Source organism: Microcoleus sp. PH2017_12_PCY_D_A (assembly GCF_020738565.1).
GTDB lineage: Bacteria > Cyanobacteriota > Cyanobacteriia > Cyanobacteriales > Microcoleaceae > Microcoleus.
Map to the genome: position 1 here is coordinate 12,325 of NZ_JAEQCI010000036.1, position 20,635 is coordinate 32,959.

Genomic DNA, 20,635 nt, shown 5'->3' on the forward strand with positions numbered 1-20,635 from the left:
TGAAACACTAATTTTAGGATATATCTATACCTTCCAATCGCAGGAAATGTACTCGTCCTGAAAGCTCACCAGCCACAATTGTTAAACCATCTGGAGCAACAGCAACAGAAAGTACACTAGACTCTACAGAAAAACTTGCAACTATTTTGCCAGTTTGTATATGCCAAACTTTAATAGTGTCATCTGCTGAGATGGCAAATTCTCCAGATGGAGTAACAACCACTGCATCAGCAGAATTATTATGAATAAAAAACTTTTTTAATTCTATCCCTTGGGCGATGTCCCAAAGTCTTAGAGAATTATCGCTTGATGCTGAAATTAGTTGTTGGCTGTTGGGAGTAACGGCTATACTCATAATTGACTTGCCACTATCGTGTCCATTCCATTCGTTTAATAACTCTATAACCTTAATTTTATGACCAGACTTAAAATCCCAAACAACTAATAAATTTCCCACTGTTCCAGCAATAATATACTTGCCGTCAGGGGTAATCGCAACTGAAGTAATCGGCCTTAAATCTGGATCGTATAACTCTCTAAAAATATTTTGAGACTCTAAATTCCAAATAATTATGCTATTGTATACTCCTGAGACAATGTACTTGGAATCAGGAGTAATAGCTACTGTTTCAACTTCTCTTTCTGCCCTGCAATTTCCAAATAGTTTTTTTGTATTATGCAAGTTCCAAATTTGAACCCCTTTATAGCTTCCTTCACCTGACACAAAAGTTGATACAAATTTTTGACCATCTGGGGTAACAGCGATTGATTTTATTCCGTTGTAGCCCCCTCCGAGAGTTTTGAGGGGTTTTTGAGAATCAATATCCCAAATGATTATAGTACCGTTTCCGTCACCTGAAATAGCTTGTTTTCCATCTGGGGTAATAGCTACTGCCTGAACAGAACTATTGTGCTTTGTGATGGATTTGATTTTGGATTTTTTTTGTATTAATGTTAAGTCCCAAATTTTAATAGTTTTGTGCGCTCCGGTAACTACCTGTTTACTATCGGGAGTAATAGCCAATGCTGTTACATATTGACCGTAATGAGCCTCAAAAGATCCCCTTGGGATACCTGTTCTTAAATCCAAGATTTTTATTTGATTTCGATCTTTAGAAGCTGCAACAACTTTAGTTTTATCTGGAGTAATAGCAACATGAGTAATATAAGTGCCAAGCCAAGTTTCATCTGTAAGGTTTTTCAAAACTTCACCTGTCGATATATCGCAAACTTCAAATGGATTATCTCGTTCTCTTACTCGTGTTGATACCAGGATTTTTTTCTCATCTCCTGTAAAACTAAAACCATAATTACTAATAGCTATAGCATAAAGATATCCCTCAAAAGTTCTTATTTCTCTTAGTAACTGCCCATTTTTCAAATTCCAAATGATGAGTCTTTTGTCGTCGTCACCGGAAATCACTTTATCTCCATCTGGATGAATAGCTAAAACACTGACAGATTTTTGGTGTTCGATACAAGTACATAAGCACTCACCTGTTTGTAAGTCCCAAACTTTAAGAGTAGTATCCTGTGATGCTGAAACAATATTTTTACCATCAGGTGTAATCGCAATAGCTCTTATAGATGAATTATGACCTATCAAAGTATTTATATTTTTGCCAGTTTCAATATCCCAAATCTTGATGGTGCTATCAGTTGAACCTGAAACAATTTGCTTTCCATCTGATGTAATAACGACTGCATTAACTGACTTATGGCCTGTAATAGTCTTTAAAATAGTTCCTGTCTTCATATCCCAAACGATAAGACTCTTTGAACCTGAAACCATTTTTGTTCCGTCAGGAGTGATAGCAATTATTCCCTGGAACAAAAAATCATCATCTTCAAGAGAAAGAGTGCGTATTAAAATTTCGCCTGCTGGGGTTAAGCTGGGTGTTAATGGACGCAGCCAAGGTCTATCTTTAGACTTTTCTACTTGTTCGAGAAGTACATCTATTGTAAAAAAGTATGGAGGTTTTTGTTTGAAATAACGTTTTTTCATCAAATCACTAACTTGATAGGAAACACATGGATATATAAAAATCAGCTTGACTATCCAGTTAGTAGCTACTTCAACAAACTTATACCACCAATACAAAAATGGATAAAGGGAGAATCTTGAAGGCAATTTATCGTTAATAAATTGTAACGGACGAGTGAGGATATTGAATGTTAGCGACCAAGCAAATAACATTAATGTTTCAACAAATTCAGGTGGCTGTTTCCAATAACTAATCACTTTTATTAACAGAATTTGTGTCCAAGACTTCGACTTAAATTCAGACTCGTCTACACTCTTGTAAGGCATCAAATGCCCAAGCAGTTGACTAGGGAGTTGACTGGGATCATCAGTTAAAACATTGGCCGACATCCTAATCGCATCTTGAATTAATTTCAGATTTTCCTTGATCTCTTCAACAATCTCAATATCAGGTTGCAAAGCTAAGTCGTAATCTGTAATTAGTGCCTGTACTCCAAACTCTTTGTGAGAAATCTTAGCATCAATGAAATCAAAATTGGTTAACAAACTCTGCAATCGCTTTGCCTCTCTTGCATTCGCTAGATAAATTGGTATTTCCAAAGTATCTCGTCGCTGGGCAGGTGGCATATTGGCTAACCGTGCTTTTAAATTACTCATCTCCAAGCAATCCCTTCCATAAATAATCTGACTTTTGTTTATTAATTTTTGGAATCGAAACCCGTGCAGCCTCTATAGTTTCATGCTTATGTAAAAATCTCCAAAAATCAGGGTGATAGATGCTGTAGCAAACTTCACCTTCAATAGTACGCTTGTGTAAAAATTGTAGCCATGCTTTTAAGACCTCCTGTACTTTCAAAGGAGTTTCGCCAATATACCCAGAGATTAGCTGGCATGAAATTGGCTGACGGCTTTCTGCCAAATGATACATAACATTAATTTTGACGTTTGAACGCGGTATATCATTCATCCCCATTTTCTGCCAGTGGAATTGATAGTATTGCTGCAAGCCTAGAGGTAAACTATCGAGGTTCAAGTCTGGATATATATCCTCCTCAATTCCATACAAAACATAGTACAAATACATGAAATTGTTTTCACTTCTAGCTGCAATTTCGTCAATGAAATTTTGTTCTGTCAGGTTCTGGCTTTGAATCCATTGACGTAGCTTATCACTACCGTCAACTCGATTTCTAATATAGGTGCAGACATCTTCATGACTTTGAGATTGATAGTCCATAAAGTTAAATATTTGTTGTGCTGCATCAGTCACTAATTGTACATCAACACCACGTCTAACTGTTGTGACAAAATAAATCCCGCTTGGTAAATAGCGCGGAAAGTAAAGAATATTGGCATTTTTGTTTGTTTGACTGGACTGGTCAACTTCATCTAAGGCATCAACCGCAATCACCACGGGTTTACCGTTTCTCTTTATGGCAACTTCATCTAACAACTTTTTGAGAAAAACACCGTCGCTCTTGGCATCGGCAGGTAAAGGCAAAGAATAGGATAGTTGATACTGTTTGATTAGTTGTTTGCAGACACTTTCTAAGAATTGGTCGGCGCGATTCTCGCCGTCATTTTCTACATTAAAATGAGCCACGCACCCAGTATCCTGCACATATTTCGCCAGAATCGTACTTTTCCCAATTCCCGGATCGCCGATGATAGTGAAATAGCCGCTTGTTTTGCTATTAATAAATTTTGCTATTTCGGTGAATACATATTCACGCCCGACGAAATCTTTGGTTTTCTGCTCGATTATCGTTTGAAAAGGATGAGCAAAAGGAGCTCGCGCTTGCCGATCATCATCTAGCTTAGGTTCAGCGTCTTCAGACAAATCAACTGTTGTAGCAAATCTCGGCCAATAAATTCGATCAACAAGGTCGCGCTCATCTACACGCAAGGCACTGGCAACGCTCTTGATAGAATCAACACGCACTCGGTTACACTTGAACATTCGCTCAATCGTATCTTTACTAACCCCTGCGACAGTTATAAGGACTGGTTGAGTCCATTTTTTTGACGCTTTGTCCTTAGCCTGTTCAATTTTCTCAGCATCGTCTAGAGTAACGGAATTCCGATTTTTACGGTGCTGACCAATAACTTCAGTTTTTACACCTGCCAGTCTTGCCAGGTGTGGATCGGACATTTTATCCACTTCTCTTGCTATATCTTTCATCCTGTTCTTCAGCAGTTCCACGCCTTCTAGGGTTAACGGCACGTTAATGTTGCTGGATGTTGGACTCACAGACTGTACTCCAGTTCATACTAAATTCTCTTAAAGATAGCAAATTTTTCTCTACTACTCCTGTTTCGGGGTTTCCAAGGCTTTCTCTGTTATTCATGTCTGCTACCGATCGACGCAACTGCGTATTTGTGACTGATAGCAGTAGTGTAGGGCGATCGCTCAAATCGTGGCAAGGGGGCAAAAGGGGGCAAAAGGGGCAGAAAAAAGACCCCCCTTTTGCCCTCTGTCATATTTTTGTCACCCGTGTCAGAGTACAGATGTCCCAGCGAGAAAAGAGAAATGCACGAACTAAATCACCCTTATGAAACTTCTGCCAACCCTAATATTTGGTTGAAAAAGAGCAAAACATGGTTCAAAAAGTCGAAAGATTTGATCTTGACTAGCCCCAAAGAACTCCACGGCTCTAATTACGTTACTGAAGAAGTCACACAAGCTTCGACAGTTACAGCAACAGCGATGAACGTCAGCAACACGATTGACGGCGTGAGTATATTCCCCTTGCTGTTGTACTCCTGCAAAGACATGGGACTTTTAGGATTCATTTTCGCCCTTGCCCTTGCTCTTGCTATGACCAAATTTACCAACGGTATGGGCAAAGCAGTTGCTACCCGCAAACCGGGAAACCGAATTTGGTCTGCCTGTGCCACCGTGCCGATGTTGGCAATGAATGTATTGATGTCGGGAACCTCTTTAGTCGCACCTGAATTATCGCTCAACCAAAGTCATTTAGCCGAGTTAAGAGCAAAAGAATTGGTCGCCGAACAAGAAATTAAGGTTAACGACGTTCAGCCGGATTTAAGAGCGGTTAAAGATGCAGAAGCCAAATGTAAAGAGTTTCAAGAAAAGGCTGCGACTTATCCTGAAGGCAGCACCGCACGGAATGACTACTTTATCAAAGCTAACGGTTTGTATCAAGAACAAAACCGCGACTGGAAATCGGTGTTGGCTCAAGAAGGTCAAGCTAAAGTACCCTTCTGCCCCTTAGCTAAGCTTTTAACAGAAGATGCTTTCAAAGTCTCTCAAGTCGCTAAAGCTGACTGGGAAAAGCAAAAAGCTCAGGTCGTAAAATCGGCTAGCTATACAGCAGGAGTCAAGCAAATCATGCCCGCTCTTTACCAACAGCACTTCGACGCTAACGGTCAGTTAATTTCTGGGACAGAAGCGACTCGCTTAGCGATACAAAGTACGACTTCAAAACTGATGACAGGAAATTGGAATAGTCTCGGCTTTTCACTTTTCTTTTTCGCGACATCAGTTATTACATCTGCGGGGGCTTGCGCGTTGGCGATCGCTCATTCGTACCGTGAAGACATTAAAATGTCGTTTGACGAGTCTCTCCAAATGGAACTTGATGAATTTTTGGAAGATAGCTAAATGCAAAGTGTACCCTATTCACCCTGGGGTACGCAACAACCAAATACCGAAAAAACAGTCACTCAACACTCACAAGTAATTGTTATGACAGCAAAAAATCCCAATGACACTCAACCTGAAAATGTGATTGACTTTCGAGGTCATTCCAGAACCGATCCTCAAAACAAGTACATTGATACCAGCAAAGCCGATCAATACCGGAGCACTGGTAAATGTGACGATCCCAAATTAAAACAGGTTGTTAAACTTCTCCGTTCAGGCAAGGAAGTGATATCCCCGTCAAGAGCTAAAAGGTTAACTCAGGCTCTTACTCAGAATGTAGAAATTGTTGAAAAAGCAGCCTATTCTTTAGGGTACAATCTCCAGCTTGTAGGGCTTTACCTGCAAGAGCAGCCAGAGCCGATCCAAGATGACTATATCAAAGCGATCGAACAAAGGCTGGAGTTAGAGCAAAAAGACCTCGCTCAGGGAATTTATCGCCTCTTTAACATTGCAAAAAAACATCCTCAACCCACAACAGGTAAACTAACTCCCGAACAAAACGCTGATAACCTACGTTACCAAAAGCTAGTGAATGACATCGATTATATTCGGAGGTTTTTGGTCGAACAAGCCCACATATCAGTTGTCTTTTTTGAGCAAAGTCCTCATCCTAAAGCTTACCTGCGTCGCAGCTTAAATTATCTCGACTTTTTGCCAAGATATTGTGGAGAATTAGCTGCTCGTACCCGCCGAAACATTTTTGATAAGGTTCCGGGAACCCAATCTGATGATTTAGAAGCGTAATAGCTTCACTAAAAAAAACGAAGATAGAGAAACCCTGTTTCTTACATAAACTGGGTTTCTAAACTTGGAAAGAGTTTGACGTTGAATTAACTTGACAGACAGAATCGGAGAAAAATTATGCTACTCAAATGGTTAAAAAGCTTTCGCACAATTGTAGGTAATGATAGTGCCACGCTTCCTCCTCAACCTCCTAAATTGCGTAAAATTATCGAGACAGAATTTTATCGAGACTACAACTACGGTCGGAGAGATTTTCGCAACTTAATTTTTGAGAAGGTTAATTTGCAACAAATTAATCTGCGAGGAATTGATTTCCGGGGGTCTGATTTTCGGATGGTCGAGTTACATAATGCAGTACAACTAAAAGGTGCTGACTTAAGTGGGGTAACACTCAGTGGAATGAATTTACAGGGGATAGATATGAGTAACGCTAATTTATACGAAGCTGTACTTGTAGGAACTGACTTGAGAGGCGCAAATCTAAATGGAGTAAACTTCGGCAAAGCTAATTTGAGCTATGCCAATTTATACCATGCTTTCTTAGTAGGAGCAGAATTGCCCGATGCTCAATTATACGCTGCTGACTTGAGCAAGGCTGATTTAAAAGGAGCAAATCTTAGCCGTGCTAATTTGAGTCGAGCAAACTTGACTTGGGCTGACCTTAGCAATACGAATGTGGGTGAAGCTGACCTGACAATGGCAAATTTAAGTTATGCTGATTTGGAAGGTTCTAACCCCCAATTTGCTCATACTCTGTTCACGACTTTGACAGGTGTGCGCCTACCTGAAGGTATTTTTTTTGTCAAGCACAAAGCTTAGCCATTTTCTTGTAGGTTGGATTGATCCCGATCGCCCTTGATTCCCTCAATCATCAAATTCGGGCGATCGCCCTTTGTCCCCCAATCCCCTCCCAGTCAAGGTTTCCCTCACAAGTCCGGTTGAATTAGGATCGATCGCAATTGAGCCCGCAACTGCTCTAATTCTTGTTCAGCGCGATTGGCCCTTTGTTCTTGTACATCAGCCCTTTCAGCCCCCGCCAACAACAAATTCCCTTTACTATCCCACCAGCGCAACCAAGGTAACTCCATATTTTGATACCTTCCCTGCCAAATTCCCAATTCAACACCCAACGGTTCAATCGGATAATGACCGCGTTCATTTGCAGCAACCAATCGATAGCTATTGTTCATCAGAGCATAAACTTCAACACTCGCCTTACTCACTTCATAAATGGCATAAAATCCCGCATGAATCACATTTTCATAAATCCAGAATTTACCAGGCTTAGTTTCCTGTTGACCAGTTCGCAATAAAGGCGTTCTGTCCCGTTCCTCCGCCCCATTCCCCGATACAAACTCCAACACAATTAACGGTGATACAAATTCTTGCCACATCACATAAGAACGGCGCGATTGACCATCAAGCGTTGGCGGCACATTCGGCACATAAAACCAGTCGGGTGCTTCCGCGCCCCGTTCTAGCGGCTCAGTTAACCGCCAATAAATGCCGCTATCTTGACCGATACAATAGTTTGCATCTGGATGAATTCTTTCGAGGACGGGAGTAATGGAATCGGTTAACAGAATGCTTTGGGGATGTTCTTGAAAATTTTTCACAAAAGTACCGTCGGATTCTGGTAGCTGAGTGTGGTCTGGCCAGCCTGTAGGGTTGTTTTCTACATCTAGGGTGAATTTCATAGTATTTTGGGAATTGGGAATTGGTAATGGGTAATTGGTAAGCTCTAATCTAACTTAAATACCCCCTTGATTCTTTAGTCCGCTCTTAATTTTTGAGTCCGCGTCGGCGGACGAAAGTTTGACTAGAGACGCGGTTTCAACCGCCTACTTATTTCGACTAGAGACCCGGTTTCAACCGCCTACTTTGGCAGAGGTTGCAAGATTTTCTCAGCATGACTCGCCGCCACCGCCGCAAATAAAGCCTCATAATGATTCAAAGCTTCCTCAAATCCGTAATTCTCCACAGCATACTTTCTACCTTGCTCCCCCAACGCATCCACCCGATCGCAATTTAAGAACAAATCCTCAACAGCATCAGCCAAAGCCTGCGGATCTTCCGGCGCTACCACAACCCCGCCGCCGCTTTGCTGCACTGCTTTATGCGCCGTACCAGTTTCGGGAACCGACGCCAAAATTGCCCGGCCGCTCGCCAGCAGCACTTGAATTTTTGAAGGCATATTAAAGTTAGTTACCCGGCGCTTTTGTACGACTAAACTAACATCCGCAGCAGCTAACATTTCGGGCAATTTTTCTCGCGGTTCAAACGACAGTAACATTACATTAGTAGCTTTGTAAGTTTCGCAATCTTTTTGCAAGCGCGTCAGTGCTGTTGATTCCCCCACAATTAAAAAAGCAATTTCGGGTATGTGTTTCAAACGGGCTGCTGCTTTGACAACTGTTTGTAAGCCTTGGGTAAGGGCAATATTTCCAGCATAAAGAACCACAAACTTGCCATTTAGTTTGTGGGCTTCGCGAAAAGGGTTATTTTCTTTTGGTAAAGGGCGGATGAAATTCACATCAACCCAATTCGGAACGCAAACTATTTTTTCCGGGGGTACTCCCTGAGAGTGCAATTTGCTGACAAAACCGCTGTCGATGACGCTGACTTGGCTGGCTGTGCTGTAGGCTAATTTTTCTAGGGCGTCAGCAATCTTAATTAGCATTCCGTTTTTTTTCACCAAGCCGACGCGCACGGCTGCTTCTGAGACGATATCCTGAACATTGAGGACGATCGGGATATTGCGAATCCAGCCGTAAAAGGCCACTGGGACGCAAATCGGTAAAGGTGGCATTGTGGAGAAAATCACGTCGGGACGCCAGCCTCTGAATGCTTGGACGGCGCTGGATACGACAAAACTACCGTCTAGCAAAAGTCGGTCTAGCAGGCTGGGGTGAGGGCCGTTGACGCGCAGGTAGCTGCGCTGAATAGTGACGCCGTTGTGTTCTTCGGTGAGGTAAAATTTGCCCCGATATTGCGGATAAATTCGCCGCTGGGGATAGTTGGGCATTCCGGTGACGACTCGAACTTGGTGCCCTCGCTTGACTAGGCCTTGGGCTAGTTCTGTCATCAAGGGGGCAATGCCGATCGGCTCTGGATAGTAGTTATAGGAATAAATTAGAATACGCATAATATATTTATTTTGAAGCAAATAGTCCTGCCGCTCCTCTACTCCATCGTCCACCCGGTGATTTGCAGAGGATGTGGTTGGGTGTCAGGGAGCATCGCAGGGGCGGCGCCCGGCCCTGCCGACGATCGCCAGAAGCCGCCCAGGGGAGGGCCCGCATCGCGCCCTTAGATAAGGTTTTTACGCATTACCAGGCAGTTGGAGCGATCGTCGGTACGGATATAGTGCAGCTCGTCGGTGAGCTTGTACATAAACACCAGTCCCCTTTCTCCTTCTCTATCCAACGGATCGCGCTGCTCTTGCAGGATCGAGCGCAGCTTTGATTCCAGGTTGAAGGGTTGACCTCTGTCCCAAATCCTAATTTCTAAGTAGTCTGCAAACACTTTTACGTCAATGTCGATCGGCGTCTCGGGGGGCAAGTTCTGGTGAGCATGGCGGACAGCATTTGTAAACCCTTCATTAACAATCAGGCTGCACTGCCACCACAAGTCCTGTGGTATCAGCGGCAGAACAATATTCTCCAACCATTCCGAAACTTGTGTCAGAGCGTTCAGGTCTGTTGTAACCTGAAGGTCAAACTCGGCAATTGGTTGCTCGTCTTTCATTTTTCTTCTCCCTGGTCGCCCCCCACCACCGCTGTAGCCAGCGCAGGTTGGAGAGGAAAAGGAGGGCAAGGTCTTGGCAACATATTAGTTTAGTCAAGCTTGAATTGAAGAAGCCCGTTTTGCCTCAAGGTGAGCATTCCTTTCGCACCATTTACTCGATCGCGAAAATGAGAGACTTCCGATACTGTAACCCGCTTCGGTAGGACGTTTAAATCGGAAAATTTCCCGACTCAGCAGCTTGCGATGAGTTATTTCAGCTTCGACCGTGTTAGCAGTCGGTACTTTTCTCAACACACCTGAGTTCTTGTCGTCCTCGAAAACCCTGCTGGAGTCATTCGAGTACGACCTCGAACTCGCCAATTGCTAATTAATGCTCCGATCGCAGAGCTGGTAAATAGATGCACATTTTCTGTGTGAATTTTAACACTTAATACTAACGTAAGTATCGCGATCGATCGCCTACTTGACTAAGTATCAAGTTCGAGTTCCGGCTGTCGAGAAATCAACAGCAACTAAAATTTCAGCAATCGGTTGTTGACCGCTCTACATAGCGCCACTATTTTTGTTAAACAGCACAGTTATGGTTTTAACAATTAGTTTCAGGTCATACATCAGGCTCCAGTCTTGTTGGTATTTTAAATCTAAACGGATGACATCTTCAAAATCGCGGACTTTAGAGCGACCGTTGACTTGCCATTCGCCTGTCATTCCAGGTTTGACATCAAAACGCTGCCACTGAGGGACTTCGTAGCGCTCAACTTCGTCTGGAGTAGGCGGTCTAGTGCCGACTAGACTCATTTCGCCTTTGAGCACGTTCCAAAACTGTGGCAGTTCGTCGAGACTCGTTTTCCGCAAGATGCGTCCGACTTTGGTAATCCGCGGGTCGTTGTCATTTTTGAAAAATGCGCCAGAAGCTTGGTTTTTAATTTCGGCTTTCATGGCTTCGGCATTAGTACACATCGATCGAAATTTCCAAATCCGAAATCTTCTGCCCATCCAGCCGCAGCGGGTTTGTGCAAACAATATCGGGCCCGGATCGTTAATCGTGATGGCTGCCGCTATGGGTACAAACAAAATTCCTGTAATTATCAAACCGACGATCGCCCCAACGACATCTATCACCCGTTTCACCAACGACTGCACCGAGGGATGCGTCATCGGTAGCTGATTGTCGGAGGGGTGTGTCTCTATGGGAGTTGACGTTGCAGAAGGCTGCTCGATTGTCAGCACTTGATCTAGGCTGGTGAGAGCAAATACTGCCATCACCTGTGGCTTGAGGCTTCGGAGCACCAAGTCGCTGCCGCGCTGTTTGGCAAATTTCAGATTGCTGACTAAAGCACCGATCCCGCTACTGTCAATGAATGTCGTCTGACTGAAGTCTAGGACAATTTTGCTGGGAACGGTGTTTTCAGAGAAAAGTTGCTGGCAGGTTGTCTTGAAGTTTACGGCTTCAAGTACGCTCAAGCGCACGGGTATGTGAACCGAGGGAATCTCGTCCAAGTATGTAACCCGAAAATCTGTCTCTGGGGTTTGGCTGACCATGAAGTCCTAGTTTCAAATTTCAAGCTGATGTCTTTAGCCTATTGTGTCCTAGCCGCTCCACGTTTACCAAATATTGTTCCGATCTAAAGCCCAGCTTTATACAAACTTTACAAAAACCCGTAAAAATGTGGCCGCCGAGCCTCGCCATATCACAGGTCAGGGTAGACTCAAGTCTACCGGTCATCAACCCGTCCAAGTTTTGGCGGAAAAATTTTGAACCCATCAGCTACCCAACTGTCCGGGCTGGAAGTATCTGTCAAATCTGAATCAAGATTTTTGTGGATTCAGAGCGATTAATTTTGTCGTTAAGAATTTTCGAGCCTGTCTTGCAGGGGGAAAGTTACCGCAGCGAACAGCTAAAAGTTAACGGTTAACTGTGTAACAGGAATGTCAACAGTTAACCGTTAACTTGAAAACTCCGCACCAGAAGTCAGAGGAGTAGGTCAAGAATTGTAGACGTTTTCTGACTGGGAGGTTTCGCGGCTGATGGGTTGGACTTTGGCTTTGGCTTTGGCTGCGTTGCGTTTCAGGGCCTGGAGACGAGCTTCGTATTTAGCCCGTTGAGTTTTTTTGGAGGTTTGCTCGATTAAGGTTTTTAAGGCACTACCGAGGCTTTTATAAGCGTTTGGCAGAGTGTAGCCGAAGCGAGTGGCGAGGGTGAGAGCTTTTTCGTCAGCGTCTACTGCTTCTTTTAAACTTTTGTCTCCGTTGTTTTTTTGGTAAAGTCTCCAGCCGGAGACGCCGCACAAAGATAGGGCCAGTACCAGCAGCAAGCCGTCTTGCACCCAAAGTTCGCCGACGGCGCCGCCTAAACCGATCGCCAGAGCCGCCATTTCCCAACCGTCTCTGGGGATGGTGTCGTTTTGGATGCGGGCGACTTCATGCCAAAATAGGAGGTTGCGCTGATCCATTGCTAGCTGTTCCCAGCGGATCAGGTCTATCTGTATTTCTACCTGGTCTTTGCCTATCTCTTCGCTACGGATTAGGGTGGGATTAACTTCTATTGTTTTTTCTACTGTTACCCAACTTTGGAGTTCTGGGGGCAGTATATTTTTCAAGCGCCGGATCTCACTCATCTCGGCTCTTGCTGTAGAGGTTGCATAGGATGTCATAGCTCCGGCCTATTGATTTTCCAAAGGTTAATATGTGTCTATTTCTGGAGTTTGACTTCTCCCCTGCCTAAACGCGAGGGGATTCTAAACGGATACTGCTACGTGGGCTGAAGCCACACTTCACACGCTTCAATATTTTCCGGTTAGCTGACCAGTGTCTCTGTTTCTGGGGGCGAGTCAAAGCGCCCCTACTCACCTCAGAACAGCTACTTTGCAGTGCTGCCATTGGGTCTACGTTCGAGTCGATCGTGGTTTCGCAATGCATCAACACTTTCGCCAGTTCGGTACGCTCCCCATCCTGCATTGCTTGGCTGTGCCATAGTCTTTCTCAGGCATAAATGCTGAGGGTGTCTTACTGCCCGGTATCTCACCGTTCTAGGATTGGTTCTACACGTAGTTGATACGCCTACTTCCCACAGATTAATTATATCTTATTGGCAGCCTTCAAACGGCTGCTGCGTTTCATACCCTGCGGAAAAGACCGGGGTTCTCACGCGAAGCGTTATAGCAAACCTTGAATCCAAATATAGCCTCGTGGCGGGGGTCGATCGACCTTTTGGCAATTTTACTAGATTTTAGTCGTTGTGGGCGATCGATTTCTTCCGACTATTTCATCAACGGTTGAATTTCCTGCCGCAATTTCGACCAAGCCGCCAAAACATCCGGCTTAGAAGTAATCCCTTTTTGCACCAAAACCACCCCGTCCAATACTTCAGCAATTCCGTAAGAACCGTTCCGCAGAGCTTCGTCTGTAAAACGCACTGCCCCCCGAACCCTACCTCGGTCAACCTCAGCTTTCAAATTATTTTGCTTCAACTGCCACAAATCTAACAGCGCATAATCAATATCAACAACTTCTCCCCCTTCATCTTTCATCTGCATCACCTCTAAACGAATCAGGTTCCGGCGGCCCGAAAGGTGAGAAACTATATAACCGCTAGTAGAAACACTAGCATCTTGGGGAATCAAACTCAAGACTTTTTTGACATTAGCTGCATGGCCCAGTTGAGCCGACAAAGATTGATAAACCCAAGGTTGGAAAGAATAAGGAGAAATAGAATACAAAGCTTTACTCGGATTAGAAGTGTAGGTAAGTACGATCGACAAAGCAATGCACCCAATCCAGAAGCGATGGAACCTTGGTTTAAATTTATCTTGATTTTGCGACCACCACAGGATTGTACCGTAAAACAACCCCGGAATTATCGCAAATGTGTAGCGGGTGTTGATAGAAGTAGCCGACTTATTAACAACTTGCAGCAACAGAACCAGTAAAGGAAAAATAGTCATTAACCAGGCACTAGGAGTAATCGCAGGCACAAATCCTAGCGGCAACCAATGACCTAAAACATATAAAATCCGCCTGCTTGCATCCTTAAAAAATACTTCAATAATTATCTGAGGTTGAGTGATAATTGCCCACAACAGTTCTAGTGTTGACGGATTCTCTGTTTTGACAAATTTACTAAAGTAACTTGCTATGTACAAGCGGGAATTGTCAACCGAAAACCTCGGCATAATTGTATTAGTTATAAACACCACATAGCTAAAACTGAGCGCGCACAAAGCTATACCCGCCCGGGGATAGCGACGGCTAACAATTAAATACGCTCCGATGCCAAACAAGCTAATTCCAGCATCTTCACGAGTTCCTAATGTTAAAACTGCGAACAGCCAAAACAGCGGCCAGCGCTGCTTTTCTAAAGCTAGGAGCAAACTAAACATAAATAGAGGAATCTGGCAGTGCTCGTAAAAATTTCCCAGCGTCGGGCCGATGACACCATTTGCTCCGTAATAGCTAGCAACTATCATTACTGACATCGGAACAGATAGATAGTGTCTTGCTAAGAAATACAGCACTATTCCGGCGGCAGCAATTAAAGCTACTTGTAGAACAATCAGGGTGACAGGAGATGGAAACAAAGCATAAATCGGCAGCCAAATCAGAAAATCGATGACAAAGTGTTGCCCTAAATGGATGTAAGATGGGTATGACAGTTGTCGGTCTATCAACGAGGCGCTAGATGCAGCGGAGGACATTGAACTTTGAAAAAGATTGCCGTGTACGCTGTTCCAAAATACTTGGTTAAATAGACCGTGATCGTAGGTAGATAAAAAGCTTTCGTAGCGGATGATGCTAAAAGTTAAAACTATTATAAAAAATATAGTTGCTAGGATTGTAGCTTGACGCAATCCTGTTTGACTGTTCCAGGAATCAATAGGTTTGAATTTCATGGTTTTTACTGAACCCGATATTTTTTCTCACGTTGACTGAAGTTGTGTTTGAATTCGGCAATAGAAATAAATTTACCTTGAGTTTGCAGAATTGTCAGGTATTTTTCGAGTTTGTCAACCATTTTGTTACCTGAGTCTTTTTTGACGTAACCGGGTAATTTAAACTGGGAAATATCTGTGAATTCCCACGGGTGAAAATAGATGTTGAGATACGAGTCTGTTTCTAGCGTTAGCTTGGTGGCCAATTGTATCATTGACAGAGGAAAGTTTTTAAAGCTCAACCAAAATAAGGGAAATCTGATCAGAGGAGTCACTGAAATGGGAAGGTTGAGCAGTTTATTCGTATAATATGCTGTTCTGGGTTTAGATAGATTATTGTATCTGCCTGGGATGTAGGTTGGATTCATTGACGAGTTGTATTCGTACCCTGCTTTCTCTATTTCTATATCGTCCACTGGCTGAAGTCTTGCCATTCTGAATCCGGTGACTTGAGTATTGGTTATTTGTTCTAGGGTTAGCTTAGATTTTTGCAAATCTTCGACGCAAAATCGAGAGTGGTAAAAGCCGTGGGAGGCGATTTCGTGTTTTTTTGAGAGTTCTTTAATTGTGTCTCGGTGGTGAAGTGCAAAGTTGGCTGTCACAAAAAATGTGGCTTTAATCTCTAATCTGTCGAGAAGTGCTATAATATTTGACAATCCTCGGCTAGATATTTCAAATTTAATTTCCTCTTCCAGGTGTTGACCGTATTCTTCGGGGATGTCAAATTCTTCTATATCAAAACTCAACAATATTGATTTATTCATAGTAGCCTGCGCGGTCGTTGCATCTAATCTTAAATAAGCAGCTCAGCATTTTTAGGGAATCTTTCAGTATATTGACTTGAGAAAGTTTGTAGAGGTGTTCTTGTGAAACTCTGGCGGGTATCTCACCAATTGTATATCCTTTCTTTTTGGCTAAGAAAAGCAGTTCTGCATCAAACGAAAACCCAGTAAGTGTTTGTCTTTTAAATATTTCTTGGGCTGGTATTTTCTTGAAGCCTTTGAGTCCTGCTTGCATATCTTTATATTTTAAATTGAGGATGACTCTGGAAATAAAGTTAAATATTTTGCCTGCTATTTTTCTGAGTAAGGTAAGATTTCGGAAGTTTTCTCGATCGAGATTTCGGCAACCAATTACGACATCAAATTTTTCTAATTTTTCTACTAAGGGTTCGAGATGTTCGAGGGAGTATGCTAAGTCGCCATCCATGAAGCAAATGCAGTCAGCGTCTGCATCTTCGCATCCTTTTTTGACGGCATACCCTTTGCCTTGACGGTTGCTGTAAGAAATTAGTTTGATGTGATGTGTGGGGAAAGTTTGGAGTTTATTTTCTGTAATTTGCAGTGTATTGTCGGTCGAGCCGTCATTAACAATGATAAAATTGTAAGCGTGATTTTTTTGAGAAAATTCTAAAATTCTGTCAAAGGTTTGCTCTATGCAATTTGTTTCGTTGTAAACAGGCAGAATTACTGCGATTTTCATCATGGTTGTTCGATCGCGCTTTCGCAGAAATATGCTACCACCTCGGGCGGGAAATCACAAGCCAAGAAAATCACCGGGAAAATATTGTGGCAACAAATAAACATTGTCAAGTTTGAAGGGGGGCTGCGGGAAAAGTGCGATCGCCATAAATTGTATCATGTTAGACTTGACCTAGCTCATCTTTGCGGAAGATACGGGCGATCGACAATCCAGACACTCCCAACACCTGAACTCGAAAAACCGTCATACTGCTACCTGAACCACATACCTCATCAAGTCGTAATTGTCAATGCTAAATTATTTAGTCAACAAATGGCCGGAGTATTTTAAACCCGGTATGACGCCCCGAAAAAAACGTATTATTAGATTTTTACTAGCATTCCTCCTAACTTTCATCACCTATCAAACAATCCTAGAAATTATCACAGTAGAAATTCCGATTTTCGGCTTTCACGATATAGTTGACCTTCAGAATCCCCAGGAAATACCGCCGCAGCGGCGAGACTTTCCCGGCGACTACAGCCAGCAAAACTTGGAACCTTTTTTAGATGACTTAGTTAGGCAGAACTATTGGTTTTTGTCAACCCAAGAACTTTACGAGTATTTCATCGCCAATCCCAAAAAGCCCCTACCGAGTGAATATCGCGATCGCAAAAAAGTTATGATTTCCTTTGACGATGGAAACAAAAGCATTTATACGCACTTACTGCCGATTTTAGAAAGACTCGAAAATAAATACGGCAAAAAAACCAAAGTAGTTGTATTTGTCAACTCCGGCTTCTTAGGTCGTCAAGACTCACTCATAAAAAAGGTAACTTGTCAAGACTTAAGAGACGGAATGCAAAAAGGTTTTTATGATATTCAATCCCACGGACTGAACCACGAAAATCTCACCAAAATTTCTATGACAGCATTAGACAGAGAACTATCTCAAGACCAAATTATACTCAGAAAATGCACCAAAGACATAGATCCAAATCAAATCGTGGCTTCTCACATAGCCTACCCCTTTGGCGCCGTCAACAAAGAAGTTGACAAATACCTCGTCAAATACTTCTCATCAGGATACTTGTACGACAGTCTCAAATTAAAATTGCGGTTTTTTCCACCCAATAAATACCGGATTTCGAGATTAACAGTCAACAAAAAACACTCCGCAGAAAGACTCAGCAGCCTAGCATCAGGAAGCTGGCTACACAAACTAATTGGCAAAAAATAAGCTATAGCCTTTCTCAGAAAGATGAGGTACGTAGTTGGGCTGAAGCCCTCTTAATTTAAAAGTTATAGAAGCTGTCAGTTATACCTCATCTCTTTGAGAAAGGCTATATACAGCTTTTATAGTTATTCAATGAAGAATTGGTAAGTGCATTGGAACACACAACATCAGAGTCACAAAATAGCATCAAAAACCAAAAACCCTTAGCAATTGCTGCCCTTTCCCAACGCGCCGACGCCCTGGATGCCCTGCGCGGAATAGCAGTATTAGCAATGGTTTTATCAGGTACAATAGCCCGCAAAACCTTACCAGCGTGGATGTATCACGCCCAATTACCACCACCAGACCATATTTTCAATAACCAACTGCCAGGATTAACCTGGGTTGACTTAGTTTTCCCCTTCTTTTTGTTTGCAATGGGCGCCGCCATACCCCTAGCTTTGTCGCGTCGCATCGCCAAAGGAGGGGATTTAAAAAAAGTAATATTCTCTATTTTGCAAAGAGGCTTTTTATTAGCATCATTTGCCATATTTCTCCAGCATATTCGCCCCGGCACAATTAATCCTAACGAACCCAGTCTTCAAAAGTGGTGGTTGGCTTTGGGCGGTTTTTTTCTATTATTTTTAATGTACGTTCGCTGGCCCCAAAAATGGTCAACTCGGCTGTGGCGAGGGATGACAATTGCTGGTTGGAGTGCCGGGATTACCTTCATCTCTCATATCAAATATCCCGATGGTAGGGGGATTTCTTTTGAACGCAATGATATTATCTTGATGGTACTGGCAAATGTGGCGGTTTTCGGATCGATAATTTGGCTGTTTACTCGTTCAAATGTGTGGTTGCGAGTCGGATTTTTGGGCTTGCTATTGGCGGCGCGCCTGTCTTCTCATGATGCTGGTTGGATTAAGTCTGTTTGGCTGTACTCTCCTGCACCTTGGCTGTTTCAATTTGATTATTTAAAGTATTTGTTTGTAGTGATTCCCGGTACAATTGTTGGAGATTTACTTGCAAGGTGGATAGAGTATCGTTCGCCGGAAGAGGCGAGTTATGCTAGCTGGAAGAGTTGGCGCTATTTTAGCATTATGATTTTGATGTTTGCTATCAATTTAGTTTTGTTAGTTGGACTGCAAGCTAGATTGGTGTGGCAGGCGACTTTAGTGACGGTGGTACTGTGTTTGTGCGGTTTTCTTTTGTTAAAAAACCCTCGGAATGTCACAGAAAATGTCTTGAACCGCCTTTACAAATGGGGGTTTTATTGGCTGGTTCTGGGTTTGCTGTTTGAGCCTTATGAGGGTGGAATTAAGAAAGATTCGGCGACGATGAGTTACTTTTTTGTAACTACTGGAATGGCAATTTTTTTGTTAATAGGATTGACGATAATTATCGATGTTTTTCAGAAGAGATGGTTTTTGCAGTTGTTTATTGATAACGGGGTGAATCCGATGATTGGCTATGCGGGATTTGCCAATATTATCTGGCCAATTCTGGTGTTAAATGAATGGGAACCGGTGATTATTGAGATGACTTCCACCGATCCGTTTATGGGTTTTTTGAGGGGTTTTGGATATACGGCAATTTTGGCGTTAATTGTGGTGGTGTTTACGAGGTTGAAACTATTTTTGAGGACGTGAGTTAATTAAAGGGCGAGTTTATCTTCAGCTATTGTAGCGGAATGATTTAACCGCAGAGAACACAGAGGACGCAGAGGGAGAGAATGGATCGTGACTTACGCACGGGGTTCATAAACCTGGTTTTTGGTCTCCCATGCGTAACTTCTAGGAAAGTGACTTTAAAATGCCACTTTCTAATTGATAAATCGCTGCCATAATTCCAGTTTCAGGATTGGTTAACAGGGATTTTTTGACATCTTTCAAGTAACTTACAAGGTGTTCGCGCAAAATTGGTCTTTCTATTGTGACTGTATGATTGTAATCCCACAAATCCCACATGATAATCCCGACACCGACAATCGGGTCGATTAAACCTACTCCTAGCTGACTTGCAACTGTACCGCCTGTTTTTGTTGCTATTTTGGCGGCGGCTTTGCTGGCAACTTTTGCTGTAACTTTGCTGCCGACTTTGGTTGCTACTCCCAATATTAATGGTTTAGCAATTAAGTAACCGCTGCCGCCAACTAATACTTTTAATGATAAATTTGAGACGTTTCCTTTGTCGCTAATTGTGGTGGCAATGTCGTTCAGATATTTGTCCCACTGTACTTGTGGGATGTTATAGTTGTTTTGAACTACTTTGACATTTTTGCTGACTTCGGCTATGTACAAGTTAGCAGTATCTTGAGTGATTAATTGAAATTTCAATTGAGCATTTTTGGGAACCAGCACGCGGTTAGCAAATTCTCTTTGGAAGTCTTCTGTTAATTTTTCGGAAACAGCGCGAGATGCTGCTGTCATGTCAAATCGGTTGAGTACGGCGGATTTGACGAAGTTGAAAGGTACTGTAAACTCCATCTTTTTTTGGTTGAAGTAATCGAAGTACCAATCGAGGAAGCTGTTGTCTACTCGTGCTATTACTTCGGTTTCCCATTTGTCCAATTCTTTTGATGCGAAAGTCTCGGCTGTTGTATTGGCTTTTTGAATGGCGTTTTTAATGTCTTGGTTGACTTTGCTGAAGTCGTGGGGCGGGGAGACTACAACGGTTGTGGTTGCGGTATTTGTTAGCGACTGGGATATGAGAAAGTTGCCTAGTAGGGGAATGATGACTACTAGAATTACAACTGTCCAAATCATCGGTGTGACGGTTTTGATAAACTGGGTGATGACTTTGAGGCGCTGTGTTTTCTGTGAATAGGTAATTTTTTCCTTGTCCTGATTCATGGCGGTTGCTCAATTGATGAGAGGCTAGTTTTG

At 42.8% G+C, this 20,635-nt stretch carries 18 protein-coding genes; 6 read left to right on the forward strand and 12 right to left on the reverse strand.

Annotated features, from left to right (window positions below; genetic code table 11):
• Positions 1–13: 13 nt before the first annotated feature.
• On the reverse strand, positions 14–2,641 hold the full coding sequence (locus tag JGK39_RS11065) for a WD40 repeat domain-containing protein (RefSeq protein WP_293296342.1): 2,628 nt from the start codon (positions 2,639–2,641) through the stop codon (positions 14–16).
• The gene (locus JGK39_RS11070) at positions 2,634–4,235 is read right to left on the reverse strand and encodes an ATP-binding protein (protein ID WP_293296340.1); all 1,602 of its coding nucleotides are present in this window, start codon (positions 4,233–4,235) and stop codon (positions 2,634–2,636) included. Before JGK39_RS11070 ends, JGK39_RS11065 begins: the two co-directional genes overlap by 8 nt.
• Positions 4,236–4,514: 279 nt before the next feature.
• Here JGK39_RS11070 and JGK39_RS11075 point away from each other — a divergent pair, with 279 nt between their 5' ends.
• From JGK39_RS11075 to JGK39_RS11085, 3 genes are all read left to right on the forward strand, one after another.
• Positions 4,515–5,609, forward strand: a complete 1,095-nt coding sequence (locus tag JGK39_RS11075) for a hypothetical protein (RefSeq protein ID WP_293296338.1) — start codon at positions 4,515–4,517, stop codon at positions 5,607–5,609.
• On the forward strand, positions 5,610–6,395 hold the full coding sequence (locus JGK39_RS11080) for a hypothetical protein (RefSeq protein WP_293296337.1): 786 nt from the start codon (positions 5,610–5,612) through the stop codon (positions 6,393–6,395). It abuts the gene before it with no gap.
• A gap of 117 nt (positions 6,396–6,512) precedes the next feature.
• On the forward strand, positions 6,513–7,214 hold the full coding sequence (locus JGK39_RS11085) for a pentapeptide repeat-containing protein (RefSeq protein ID WP_293296335.1): 702 nt from the start codon (positions 6,513–6,515) through the stop codon (positions 7,212–7,214).
• A 107-nt stretch (positions 7,215–7,321) separates the two neighbouring features.
• On the opposite strand, the gene JGK39_RS11090 is transcribed toward JGK39_RS11085, so the two are convergent.
• The 9 genes from JGK39_RS11090 to JGK39_RS11130 form a co-directional block, all read right to left on the reverse strand.
• Entirely contained in the window at positions 7,322–8,092 is a 771-nt protein-coding gene (locus JGK39_RS11090; RefSeq protein WP_293296333.1) for a Uma2 family endonuclease, read from the reverse strand.
• A 179-nt stretch (positions 8,093–8,271) separates the two neighbouring features.
• A complete protein-coding gene (locus tag JGK39_RS11095; RefSeq protein ID WP_293296332.1) occupies positions 8,272–9,540 on the reverse strand; it encodes a glycosyltransferase family 4 protein in 1,269 nt (422 codons plus the stop codon).
• A 164-nt stretch (positions 9,541–9,704) separates the two neighbouring features.
• Positions 9,705–10,142, reverse strand: a complete 438-nt coding sequence (locus JGK39_RS11100; protein ID WP_293183253.1) for an ATP-binding protein — start codon at positions 10,140–10,142, stop codon at positions 9,705–9,707.
• A 93-nt stretch (positions 10,143–10,235) separates the two neighbouring features.
• On the reverse strand, positions 10,236–10,436 hold the full coding sequence (locus JGK39_RS11105) for a hypothetical protein (RefSeq protein ID WP_293183251.1): 201 nt from the start codon (positions 10,434–10,436) through the stop codon (positions 10,236–10,238).
• 249 nt (positions 10,437–10,685) lie between these two features.
• Positions 10,686–11,684: a sugar transferase gene (locus JGK39_RS11110; protein WP_293296331.1), complete on the reverse strand. Its 999-nt coding sequence runs from the start codon at positions 11,682–11,684 to the stop codon at positions 10,686–10,688.
• 443 nt (positions 11,685–12,127) lie between these two features.
• Positions 12,128–12,796 carry a DUF3318 domain-containing protein gene (locus JGK39_RS11115; RefSeq protein WP_293183247.1) on the reverse strand — a complete coding sequence of 223 codons (669 nt, stop codon included), beginning with the start codon at positions 12,794–12,796 and terminating at the stop codon, positions 12,128–12,130.
• A 606-nt stretch (positions 12,797–13,402) separates the two neighbouring features.
• Positions 13,403–15,031, reverse strand: a complete 1,629-nt coding sequence (locus tag JGK39_RS11120) for a DUF2079 domain-containing protein (RefSeq protein WP_293296329.1) — start codon at positions 15,029–15,031, stop codon at positions 13,403–13,405.
• A gap of 5 nt (positions 15,032–15,036) precedes the next feature.
• The gene (locus JGK39_RS11125; RefSeq protein WP_293296328.1) at positions 15,037–15,834 is read right to left on the reverse strand and encodes a polysaccharide deacetylase family protein; all 798 of its coding nucleotides are present in this window, start codon (positions 15,832–15,834) and stop codon (positions 15,037–15,039) included.
• Complete coding sequence (locus tag JGK39_RS11130) at positions 15,827–16,555, reverse strand: glycosyltransferase (protein WP_293296326.1); 729 nt, start codon at positions 16,553–16,555, stop codon at positions 15,827–15,829. The genes JGK39_RS11125 and JGK39_RS11130 overlap by 8 nt, the downstream gene beginning before the upstream one ends.
• 81 nt (positions 16,556–16,636) lie before the next feature.
• On the opposite strand from JGK39_RS11130, the gene JGK39_RS11135 reads away from it, so the two are divergent.
• The 3 genes from JGK39_RS11135 to JGK39_RS11145 all read left to right on the forward strand — a co-directional run bounded on the left by JGK39_RS11135 (position 16,637) and on the right by JGK39_RS11145 (position 19,399).
• Entirely contained in the window at positions 16,637–16,882 is a 246-nt protein-coding gene (locus JGK39_RS11135) for a hypothetical protein (protein ID WP_293249859.1), read from the forward strand.
• Between the two features lie 7 nt (positions 16,883–16,889).
• Complete coding sequence (locus JGK39_RS11140) at positions 16,890–17,771, forward strand: polysaccharide deacetylase family protein (RefSeq protein WP_293296324.1); 882 nt, start codon at positions 16,890–16,892, stop codon at positions 17,769–17,771.
• 149 nt (positions 17,772–17,920) lie between these two features.
• Complete coding sequence (locus JGK39_RS11145; protein WP_293249853.1) at positions 17,921–19,399, forward strand: DUF5009 domain-containing protein; 1,479 nt, start codon at positions 17,921–17,923, stop codon at positions 19,397–19,399.
• Between the two features lie 144 nt (positions 19,400–19,543).
• Here the strand turns inward: JGK39_RS11145 and JGK39_RS11150 are convergent, their stop codons facing one another.
• On the reverse strand, positions 19,544–20,602 hold the full coding sequence (locus JGK39_RS11150; RefSeq protein WP_293296322.1) for a hypothetical protein: 1,059 nt from the start codon (positions 20,600–20,602) through the stop codon (positions 19,544–19,546).
• Positions 20,603–20,635 lie beyond the last annotated feature (33 nt).